This window comes from Rhodopseudomonas sp. B29, assembly GCF_000333455.1.
Lineage (GTDB): Bacteria > Pseudomonadota > Alphaproteobacteria > Rhizobiales > Xanthobacteraceae > Rhodopseudomonas.
In genome coordinates this window covers 1-10,647 of record NZ_BADD01000729.1, presented here as the reverse complement: position 1 = coordinate 10,647, position 10,647 = coordinate 1, and the positions used below count along the sequence as shown (strand labels likewise).

General features: G+C 63.7%; 9 protein-coding genes and 1 pseudogene. 4 read left to right on the top strand and 6 right to left on the bottom strand.

Annotated features, from left to right (window positions below; all coding sequences use genetic code 11):
* Positions 1-185 (top strand): TonB-dependent receptor (locus I5M_RS30680; protein ID WP_040771916.1); only part of this gene is annotated, 185 nt, incomplete at its 5' end.
* 74 nt (positions 186-259) lie between these two features.
* Here the strand turns inward: I5M_RS30680 and I5M_RS26495 are convergent.
* From I5M_RS26495 to I5M_RS26475, 4 genes are all read right to left on the bottom strand, one after another.
* Positions 260-664, bottom strand: coding sequence for a PIN domain-containing protein (locus I5M_RS26495; RefSeq protein WP_022724156.1), 405 nt, complete (start codon positions 662-664; stop codon positions 260-262).
* The gene (locus I5M_RS26490; RefSeq protein WP_031337675.1) at positions 661-891 is read right to left on the bottom strand and encodes an AbrB/MazE/SpoVT family DNA-binding domain-containing protein; all 231 of its coding nucleotides are present in this window, start codon (positions 889-891) and stop codon (positions 661-663) included. Before I5M_RS26490 ends, I5M_RS26495 begins: the two co-directional genes overlap by 4 nt.
* Positions 892-1,718: 827 nt before the next feature.
* Positions 1,719-3,110, bottom strand: coding sequence for an aminobacteriohopanetriol synthase HpnO (gene hpnO, locus I5M_RS26480; RefSeq protein WP_022724153.1), 1,392 nt, complete (start codon positions 3,108-3,110; stop codon positions 1,719-1,721).
* 299 nt (positions 3,111-3,409) lie between these two features.
* Positions 3,410-6,016 carry an MMPL family transporter gene (locus I5M_RS26475; protein WP_022724152.1) on the bottom strand — a complete coding sequence of 869 codons (2,607 nt, stop codon included), beginning with the start codon at positions 6,014-6,016 and terminating at the stop codon, positions 3,410-3,412.
* Between the two features lie 327 nt (positions 6,017-6,343).
* On the opposite strand from I5M_RS26475, the gene ispH reads away from it, so the two are divergent.
* Positions 6,344-7,288 (top strand): 4-hydroxy-3-methylbut-2-enyl diphosphate reductase, encoded by a 945-nt coding sequence (gene ispH / locus I5M_RS26470; protein ID WP_022724151.1) that lies wholly within the window; start codon positions 6,344-6,346, stop codon positions 7,286-7,288.
* A gap of 58 nt (positions 7,289-7,346) precedes the next feature.
* A complete protein-coding gene (gene hpnH / locus I5M_RS26465) occupies positions 7,347-8,501 on the top strand; it encodes an adenosyl-hopene transferase HpnH (protein ID WP_022724150.1) in 1,155 nt (384 codons plus the stop codon).
* Between the two features lie 102 nt (positions 8,502-8,603).
* On the opposite strand, the gene I5M_RS26460 is transcribed toward hpnH, so the two are convergent.
* Positions 8,604-9,218 (bottom strand): TetR/AcrR family transcriptional regulator, encoded by a 615-nt coding sequence (locus I5M_RS26460; protein ID WP_022724149.1) that lies wholly within the window; start codon positions 9,216-9,218, stop codon positions 8,604-8,606.
* A gap of 56 nt (positions 9,219-9,274) precedes the next feature.
* On the opposite strand from I5M_RS26460, the gene I5M_RS26455 reads away from it, so the two are divergent.
* A complete protein-coding gene (locus I5M_RS26455; RefSeq protein ID WP_199900072.1) occupies positions 9,275-10,114 on the top strand; it encodes an oxidoreductase in 840 nt (279 codons plus the stop codon).
* Between the two features lie 130 nt (positions 10,115-10,244).
* On the opposite strand, the pseudogene I5M_RS30675 reads toward I5M_RS26455, so the two are convergent.
* Positions 10,245-10,647, bottom strand: a pseudogene (locus I5M_RS30675) (phosphorylase); the annotation flags it as partial.

Sequence of the window (10,647 nt, the reverse complement as noted above, 5' to 3'; positions counted from 1 at the left end):
GACGTCGTCTCCACGTTTACGGCGCCTTCGACAGCTTCACCGTGGTCGACCTGCGCATGTCGTACCGTCTCTCGGAAACCGCCTACGCCAATATCGGCGTCGATAACGTCGGCAACTACGGCTACACGCTGTTCCACCCCTTCCCGGGCCGGACCTACGTGGCAGACGTGAAGATCAAGTTTTGAGGGGAGATCGTATCGTCAAGCGCGTCGCGGCGCCGGCGGCATTCATCCCGACCTCGGCGCCGCGTGCTCGCTGGTCACCGCGGCATATCGATGAACGGATCTTCGATCCGCAGCGCGCCGATGCGACGGCCGTGCTGCATGTCTTCACTGTAAAGCGTGTCGCAGCCGGCTTCGAGGGCGGCGGCGACGATGAGTGCGTCGTAAAATTGGATGTGATGATCTCGTGCGAGCGTGACGGCAGCGACGTGAGTATCCAGAGTTATAGGAAGTACTTCGTCCACCGCCGCGCGAAATTGCGCGAGAGCTGTCTCAATCGACGGCCAATCGCGCTGAAGTTTCCGCCGTGCCACATGGACGAATTCGTTCAGCACCTGAACGCTGACGACCCTGCCGGAGTCGAGACAGGCGGCAGCCCTTCTCTGTCGCGGATCGGTTGTCGTCGTGTAGACGAGTATATCGGTGTCGAAGAACGCCTTCACCGCTCATTCGCCTCGTCGCGATCGAACTTGTAGTCGGCGGGAAGTGTCCACTTGAGCTCAGCCAATCGCTCGAGCGCAGCCTTGCGTCGATCTTCCTTTTCGACGACGAGCGTCCGCTCGACGACGTCGACGACGTTCAACTCGTCGCCCTCCTGAAGGCCGAGTTTGTCCACCAGCGTCTTCGGCAACCGGACGGCGAGACTGTTACCCCATTTCGAGACCAGCATGATTGCCTCCATTATCCTGAGAGACGCTGTGTATCATAGCAATGATATCTTGAGGTACGAGCGGCCAGACTCTTATCCGGCTTTGGGCTCCCGCCGAGCGGGAGCAGTCGCAGCAGTCTGCCTTGCTGGCAATATTCACCATGGCGTGAGCAATGCGGGGCGACCTAAGACTAACGAGCCCAGTCGGACGACCTATGTAGACACAGGGGTATGAGGAAGCGAGGTGTCCGCATGAAACGCGCCATCCGCCGTCTGACTTTCACGCTGTTTCGCGATGATCTATTTCACCGTGCGGCCTGGCTGATGTTCGGGCTTCTGAGTGCCGCAATGGGTGCTGGACTTCTCTATGCAGCATCTACGCCGTCGAACTCGCGATGCACAACGCCTTTGTCTCATGTTACGTCCATCGAATTGACGTGCTTACTAGCGCTTCCACTCTTGATCATCGGCGCTGTCGGGATCGCGAGGTTTCTTGTCTCGGCAGACTCGCTGCTGGCTCGTAGCATCAATGATCAGCTACCCGACAGCGGTGACTTAGAGGGCCTATTGCTGGCACTAATCGTCGTCTACGTACCGGCCATCCTGCTGACTCTGGCCCTTAGGGCCCTCGGCGTTCGAGGCCAGCGAATGCCGCGCGTGCGGGGATCGCATGAGGTCGATCGAGTGCGGCTTGCGGCACCGCCTATCGTAGCGACGCCGTGTATCACCACTTGCACGGGGAGTATGGATTCCGGGTTCGCCGCTACGCGGCGCCCCGGAATGACGAACGGGAGGACTGAGAATTAGTGGGCGCTATCGACGAGCGCCTGTCAACGGAGCCGCTGATGCTACGCTGACTTCCTCACCGCGTTGTCCATCAGGGTCTTGCCGAGCGACCAGATGGCGCCGGGGACTTTGTGGCTGTCGGCGATCACTTGATCGAACGAGCGCTCGATCCAGCTGCAGTCTTCTTCAGTGATGGTCAGCGGCGGCAGCAGCTTGATGGTGTGCAGGCCGTGGCCGGCGACTTGCGTCAGGATCTTGTGATCCTTGAACAGCGGCACAGTGATGAGCTGGACGAACAGGCCCTTGTTGGCGGTCTCCAGCATCGACCACGACGCCTTCAGCCGCAGCGATTTCGGCGGGCCGAACTCGACGCCGATCATCAGGCCCTTGCCGCGGACTTCCTTGAGCAACTCGTAGCCCGGCACCATGCGGGTGAGCGCCAGCCGCAGTTCGGCGCCGCGCTTGGCGGCGGCCTCCACCAGCTTCTCGGCCTTGAGCACTTCCAGCGTGGCAATGCCGGCGGCCATCGCCAGATCGTTCTTGGCGAAGGTCGAGCCGTGCACCACGGCGCGGTCCATGCGGTTGAAGATCTTGTCGAAGATGTACTTGCGCGTCAGCACAGCGCCGACCGGAACGTGGCCGCCGCTGAGCGCCTTCGACAGCAGCACCATGTCGGGCTCGACGCCCCAATGTTCGACGGCGAGGAAGCGGCCGGTGCGGCCCATGCCGGTCTGGATCTCGTCGGCGACGAACAGCGTGCCGTAGCGGCGGCACAAAGCGGCGGCGCCGGGCAGGAACTCGTCGGTGGGCATGTTGACGCCCTTACCCTGGATCGGCTCGACGATGAAGGCCGCGGTTTCGCGCTTGGACAGGACGCGCTCGAGCGCGTCGAGATCGTTGAACGGGATGGTGGTGACGCCCGGCAGCAGCGGGCCGAAGCCGCCCTGGAAATTCTGATCGTCGGTCAGCGACAGCGCGCCGTAGGTCAGGCCGTGATAGCTGTGGTCGCAATTGACGATGCCGTTGCGACCGGTGGCGCCGCGGGCGAACTTGATCGCCGCCTCGACGCTCTCGGCGCCCGAATTGGCGAAGAACACCTTGTCGAGATACGGCACTTGTTCGAGCAACCGCTCGGCCAGCACGCCGGCCAACGTCGAGACGTCGAGCTGCACCAGATTGGGCATTTCGGCGTCGAGCACGCTCTTGAGCGCGCTACGCAGCACAGGATGATTGCGGCCGATCGCGAAGACGCCGAAACCGCTCAGCAGATCGAGATATCGTGCGCCGGTGCGATCGTACAGGTACTGACCGCTGCCACGCTGGAAGCCAACGTCGTAGCCGATCGTCTTGAGAACCCGCACCAGCTGCTCGTTGAGGTGGCGGGAATGCATCGAGCTGCGCTGAGCCTCGCGGCTCGCGAACAACTCGGAGGCATCTACGGTCGGATCCAGCATCGCTACATACGTCGGTTTGTCGGGGCGGTCGTCAACTCAAAACAGCCTGCGGTGCTTCGACCAGTAGCACCGCCAGTCCCCACGCCGACCGCCGCGCCGCAGCACGGGCAACTCCGCGAACCCTCACCCAAAAGCGGTATAGTCCTATCTCCCTATCCAGCGCCAGCCCTGCTTTGCCGGAAATCACGACAGTTCGGCCATGTGGCCAACGCGCAGCAAAATTTCCCGTTTCATGACGCTGAACGGAAACCTTCACCCAACAACGGTGGCGCAAAATCGGCGGCGGGAACGCCGCCGACTCACAGATCGGTATCGCCGCTCTCGTCGATGTGGCGCGGCTTGCCCATCAGCGCCGGCTGGAACAGCAGCACCGCCGCCAGGGTGGTGACCAGCGACAGCGCCAGCAGCTTGCCCATGCTGGCGGTGCCGGGGTGGCTGGACAGCCAGAGGCTGCCGAAGGCGGTGGCGGTGGTCAGGGCGCTGAAGAAGATGGCCCGCGTCAGGGCCGACTGCAGCAGGTTGGTGCGGCCGGCACGCCAGGCGGTGACGTAATAGATTTTGAAGGCAACGCCGATGCCCAGCAGCAGCGGCAGCGCGACGATGTTGGCGAAGTTCAGCGGCAGGTCGATCAGCACGCAGATTTCCAGCGTCACCGCACCGGCCACCAGAAGTGGTACCAGCGTCAGCAGCACGTCGGTGATGCGCCGCAGCGTGATCCACAGCAGGATGGAGATCGACAGCAGCGCCCACAGCCCGGCCTGGATGAACGAGCCGACGATGGTGTCGCCGGACCGCAGGATGGACACCGGCCCGCCGACGGCGTGCGGCTCGGCCTTCAGCACCGCGGCGGCAAACTTGCGCAGCGTGTCGTTGTCGTTGGGATCGCCCTTGGGCAGCGCCTCGACACGGATCTGGCCGTCCTTGGTCTTCCACGACGACACGATGTCCTCGGGCAGATTGGCGAGCGTCACCTGCTGCGCATCGAGCGTGGCGCGGAGCTGGTTCAGCGCGATCTTGAGCGGGCGGACGAACACGTCCTGCGCCTTGTCGCGTATCGCTGGCGTCGCTTCGGCAAGCTTCGTCAGCGCGGCGGCGAGCCGGCGGGACGCATCGGCCCCAGGGCCTTTGGCGTCGCCGGCGGTGCGGGTCAGCGCCGCGGCCGAGCTTTTCAGCGAATCGATATTCTCCTGATCGGTCGGCGGCGCATCGACCTGCTCGGGGCTGAGCGCCGGGCGCAACGCCTCTGCGCCGGCCTGGATCAGCTTGAGCTTCTCCGGCTGGTCAGGTGGCACGAAAGTGTCGAGCGAGAGCGTCCGCGACACTTCGGGCAACGCGGCCAGCTTGGCTTCGATCGCACGCGCCGCCTGTTCGTTCGGCGCCATCACGTTGACGGCGTTGGCGCCGGTGTTGGGATCGCGGCGCAGATCGAGGAAGGTGGCGATCGACTCGACCTTGGGGCTCCGCAGGTTGATCGGGTTGAAGTCGAAATGCATGTAGTAGAGCAGCGGCAACCCGGCGAGCGCGATGCCGATGGTGCCGAAGATGATCGGCACGCGGTAGTCCTCGAGGAACTTGTCGAGCGGCGCCAGGAAGGCGTAGCCCAGCGGCTCCTTTTCACCCGCCGGATTGAGCAGCTTGAGCAGCGCCGGCAGCACGGTGATGCTGGAGAAGAACGCGATCGCCATGCCGACGCCGGCAATCTCGCCGAGCTCGGAAATGCCGCGATACGAGGTCGGCAGGAACGACAGGAAGCCCGCCGTGGTCGACATTGCCGCCAGCGACAGCGGCACGGCCGAATATTCGGCGGCTTGAATCAGCGCTTGCTGCAGATCGCCGGTCTTGTGGCGCTCCGATCTGTAACGGACACTGAACTGGATGCCGAAGTCGACCCCGAGCCCGACGAACAGCACCGCAAAGGCGATCGACAGCAGATTGAGCGAGTCCACCAGCATCAGGCCGACGGCAGTGGTGATCGCCAGGCCGACGAACAGGTTCGCCGCCACGGCAAAGATGATCTTCGACGAGTGCAGAGCCAGCCAAAGAATGAACAGCACCACCACGACCGTGCCGATGCCGTTGACGACGGCGCCGTCCTTCACGGTGGCGAACTCCTCGTTGGCGATCGGCACCGGGCCGGTCAGCCGCACCCGGGCGCCGTAGTCCTGGGCCAAATGCAGGTCCGCAGCGGCGGCGCGAATGGCGTCGGTCGCCGCTTTGCCGGGCTCGAGCTCCTTGAAGTCGAGAATCGGCTTGATTTCGATGAAGGCACGCTTGTCGCCCTCGGTCAGCGGTTCCGGGCTGACCAGGCCGCGCCAGGAGAAGGTTGCATTACCCTTGTTCAGCACGTCCTCGACGGTCTGGGCGACCATCGTGAACGGCCGCGCCGTGCTGTCGAGGTTGAGTTCCCCACGTTTGACGCCGGTCAGGCCGGTTTCCAGGGCCGCCGTCAGGCCGCGGATCGACGGATCGCCGGCCAGGATTTCGATCAGCGGCGCCGCCGAGCCGAACTGACCGGTGACCTTCGCGACTTCGTCCTTGGGCAGGAACAACAGCCCGTTGCGGTCGAAGAACGGCCCACCGCCGAGTCGTTTGACGGAATTGAAGTTATTGTGATTGCTGGATAATTTCTCTGTGAGCGCGGTCGCCGCGGCGTCCGCGAATTCCGGCGTCGGAGCTTCCACGACCGCCAGGATCAACCTTTCCTGATCGAAAGCCTTGTCGAAAGCGATATCACGCTTGCGCCAGTCCAGATCAGCCGAAATCAAATGATTGATATCGGTGTTGATACCGAAGTGTTTGTAAGTATAGAAGCCACTAGCAACCGCCAGGAGGACGCCCAACAGCACAGTCAGAGAGGCAAAGCGCGTGCTGGCTTTCACAATTGAAACGATGGCACTTTTCAGCACATTTGCACTTTCTATTACTGTGGGCTCGCCTAAAATGGCGGTAGTTGCCGGGTGAGGGAGTGGATCGAACTTCCCGCCAAATGTTCGCGACCAAGGACTTGAAAAGTTGGCCGAAACAAGCCCGACTCAGGTCGTGGCCGGAAGTAATCTCAAGTAGCGGGATTGCCAAGGGCGTTCTGCAGAGCGACCACTGAAGTGCGTCGTTTTGCGTAACGCGGATGGGAACCCCGCGTGCTCTGCGGTCTCGGGTGTCCCAATACCAACGAGTTCATGGTACGGGAATGCACAACAAGCCAGGAGCCGGATCAACCATGAGTGTGGTGCCCCTTGTCTGACGTTCGCCCTCTCGACGTATTTCTCGCCCAGCCCCGTGGTTTCTGTGCCGGCGTCGTCCGTGCCATCGAAATCGTCGAGCGCGCGCTCGAGAAGTACGGCCCGCCGGTCTATGTCCGGCACGAAATCGTGCATAACAAATACGTGGTCGAGAGCCTGAAAGCCAAGGGCGCGATCTTCGTCGAAGAGCTGTCCGAGGTGCCGCCGAAGGCCGTGACGGTGTTCAGCGCCCACGGCGTCGCCCGCAGCATCGAGGAAGAAGCGGCGCAGCGCGGCCTGCCGGTGCTCAATGCCACCTGCCCGCTGGTCACCAAGGTGCACAACCAGGGCAAGCGTTACACCTCCAAGGGCCGCGTGCTGATCCTGATCGGCCATGCCGGCCATCCCGAGGTCGAAGGCACGATGGGCCAGGTCCCCGGCCCGGTGCTGCTGGTGCAGAACCTCGACGACGTCGCGGCGTTGACGCTCGCCGCCGACACGCCGGTCGCCTACATCACCCAGACGACACTCAGCGTCGACGACACCAAGGACATCATCGCGGCGCTGTCGGAGAAGTTCTCCGACATCCAGGGACCCGACACCCGTGACATCTGCTATGCCACCCAGAACCGCCAATCGGCGGTGCGGGAGATGAGCAAGCTGGTCGACCTGATCCTGGTGGTCGGCGCCAACAACAGCTCGAACTCAAACCGGCTGCGCGAGATCGGCACCGAAGCCGGCATTCCGAGCTATCTGATCGCCGACGGCAGCGAGCTCAATCCGGAGTGGCTGGACGGCAAGAAGGCGGTCGGCATCACCGCCGGCGCCTCGGCGCCGGAAGTGCTGGTCGACGACGTCATCGAGGCGCTGCGGCGCATCGTTCCGGTCAAGGTCTCGGTGCTGCCGGGCCGCGAGGAAAACATCGAATTCGTACTGCCCCAGGAACTCGCGACGGTCTGAGGCGACATCCCGCTAAAACTTCGAGCTACACGCTCGGGTCGAAAGAGAAGTACACGTAATGGCAATACCCTTCCACAAGGAGATCGTGATCGGCAGCTATCTGCTCAAGCAGAAGCTGCTCGGCCGCAAGCGCTATCCTCTCGTGCTGATGCTGGAGCCGCTGTTCCGCTGCAATCTCGCCTGCGTCGGCTGCGGCAAGATCGACTATCCGGATGCGATCCTCGATCGCCGCATGAGCGCGCAGGAATGCTGGGACGCCGCCGAGGAATGCGGCGCTCCGATGGTCGCGATCCCGGGCGGCGAGCCGCTGATCCATCGCGAGATCGGCGAGATCGTGCGCGGCCTCGTCGCGCGCAAGAAGTTCGTGTCGCTGTGCACCAACGCGCTGCTGCTCGAGAAGAAGCTGCATCTGTTCGAGCCGTCGCCCTATCTGTTCTTCTCGGTGCATCTCGACGGCCTGAAGGATCACCACGACAAGGCCGTGTCGCAGCCCGGCACGTTCGACCGCGCCGTGAAGGCGATCAAGGCCGCCAAGGACAAGGGCTTCACGGTCAACGTCAACGCCACGATCTTCGACGGCCATCCGGCCGAGGAGATCGCCAAGTTCCTCGATTTCACGACGGAGCTCGGCGTCGGCGTCTCGATGTCGCCGGGCTACGCCTATGAGCGCGCGCCCGACCAGGAGCACTTCCTCAACCGCACCAAGACCAAGAAGCTGTTCCGCGACGTCTTCGCGCTCGGCAAGGGCAAGAAGTGGAACTTCATGCACTCCGGGCTGTTCCTCGACTTCCTCGCCGGCAACCAGGAATTCGAGTGCACCCCGTGGGGCATGCCGGCCCGCAATATCTTCGGCTGGCAGAAGCCGTGCTACCTGCTCGGCGAAGGCTACACCAAGACCTTCAAGGAGCTGATGGAGACCACCGATTGGGACTCCTACGGCACCGGCAAGTACGAGAAGTGCGCCGACTGCATGGCGCATTGCGGCTACGAGCCGACCGCAGCGAACGCCTCACTGACCAATCCGCTGAAGGCGGCGTGGGTCGCGCTACGCGGCATCCGGACCTCCGGCCCGATGGCCCCGGAGATCGACCTGTCGAAGCAGCGGCCCGCCCAGTACATCTTCTCCGAGCAGGTCCAGAAGAAGCTCTCGGAAATCCGCCGCGACGAAGCCGCCGAGGCCGAGAAGCGTCAGAAGGCCTCGACCGCGGCCTGAGCGCCCGGTTATCGCGAATAGGAAAAGCGCGGCCCGGTGGCCGCGCTTTTTTATGTGCGGGACGTGTGCGGCCGCAGCGCTATCTGCCGCTCCGAGCCCAGATCACCTGATAACTTTGCCTTCGGTGAAGCCGAGCAGCAAGGTGCTGGCGAGTTCGCGCGCCTTCGGTGCGAGCGCCTCGTCGGGTAGTTCGCCCGCAGTCCAGAACGACAACACGCCGCGGAAGGCGAAGGCGAGTTGTCCCGGCAAGCACTGGAGCGCCTGATCCCGCCGCGCCGCGAGCAGCCCCTCGCCCGCGCCGAGCGCCAGCGTCCAGAGTGCCGTCGAGTGCGCCCACACCTGTCCGGGTGAAGACGTGGCGGCGCCAAGCCAGCCCATGACCGCGCGGTTGACCTCCGGCTCCTCCAGCATCACGGCAGCAGCCGTATCGATCGCCAGCATGACGCGTTCGGTAGCGTCCGTCAGGGGCGGAGCCGCGACAAAGCGGCTTTCCATCATGTCGATCCGGCGCGCGGAGAGTGTCTGCATGATCGCCGCCTTGCTCCCGAACTGGTTGAACGGGGTCGCAAAGCTGACGCCGGCCTCCGTCGCGAGGTCGCGCATCGAAAAATCGGCTTTGCCGTCGCGAAGCAGTCGCTCGGCAGCGTCGATGACGCGTTGACGAAGCGGTTCGCCCCTGACGCCGGCGGGAGCGGGTTTGAGCTTGCTGTTTGCCATGTCGATATCTATATCATGATATAAATAAATCGAACGCGAGGTTTTCCATGGCGATCATGTCTTCCAAGACCTTCCTCATCACAGGCGTCAGCTCCGGCCTGGGCCGTGCGTTCGCCGAAGGCGCACTGCACGCCGGCCATCAGGTGATTGGCACGGTGCGGCGGACCGACGACGCAGAAGCCTTTGCCGCACTTGCCCCTGGCCACGCGCACCCCCTGGTGCTCGACGTGACCGATTTCGACGCCATCCCGGCGGCGGTGGCGGATGCCGAGCGGCAAGCCGGCGTCGTCGACGTGCTGGTGAACAATGCTGGATACGGTCACGAGGGCGTTCTGGAAGAATCCTCCATGGATGCACTCCAGCGTCAATTCGCGGCCAATGTCTTTGGTCCGGTCGCGATGATCAAGGCGGTGCTGCCCGGGATGCGCGAACGGCGCCGCGGCCATATCGTCAACGTCACCTCCATGGGCGGCTTCATCACCATGCCTGGCATCACCTTCTACTGCGGCAGCAAGTTCGCTCTGGAAGGGATTTCGGAAGCGCTCGGCAAGGAATTGGCGGCTTTCGGGATCCGGGTGACGGCGCTCGCGCCAGGTCAATTCCGCACCGATTGGGCCGGACGATCGATGGACCGCACGCCGCGTGCGATCGCCGACTATGACACGGTTATGGATCCGATCCGCGCCGCCCGTCAGGCCAAGAGCGGCAACCAGCCCGGCGACCCGGCAAAGGCCGCGCAGGCTCTGCTCGCACTTCTGGAGGCTGAGAATCCGCCAGCGCGGCTATTCCTGGGCGATGACGCGCTGGGGCTGGTCGAACAGAAGCTCAAGACAATGAAGATCGAACTCGACGCCTGGGATGCGCTCTCGCGTTCGACCAACTTCGCGTCGGCTTGACGTGCAACACGTCTGCCGCGCGGCAGCAGCCTGCCCGGCAGCAGCTGCTCGACAGCCTGTCGACGAATATTGATGATCTCGAACAGCCGGTCGCCCGGCAAACCGGGCGACGACCGGAGATGCGCAGCCCTCAGGCTTCCGCGATGAGACCTTCGCTGCCCAGCACCGCGTCGAGCACGAAGCTGCGGCAACCGCGCAGGCTGCGAAGCGCCTTGTTGAAGTCGATGCCGGTCGAGACCAGCGAGCGGATCGACGTCGGGTGACGGGCGAGACCGCCGAGCACCTTCTTCAGGTCGACATCGCCGTTGGGCTTGACCGCCGTCCCCACCATCTGCGGCAGGCTGCGATTGGCCGGATCGGAAAATCACCCGCAGCGCCGCAAACGGCCAGTTCGCCGCCGCCGCGTATTCGGGCCCGATGTGGCTCTCCATGTCGACCGCCGTGGCGCCGGTTTCGGAGCGCAGGACAGCCTTGGCATCCTTCTTGGCGACGACCTGCTCGACGCCGACAAGGCCGCCACGCACGACGCGCTG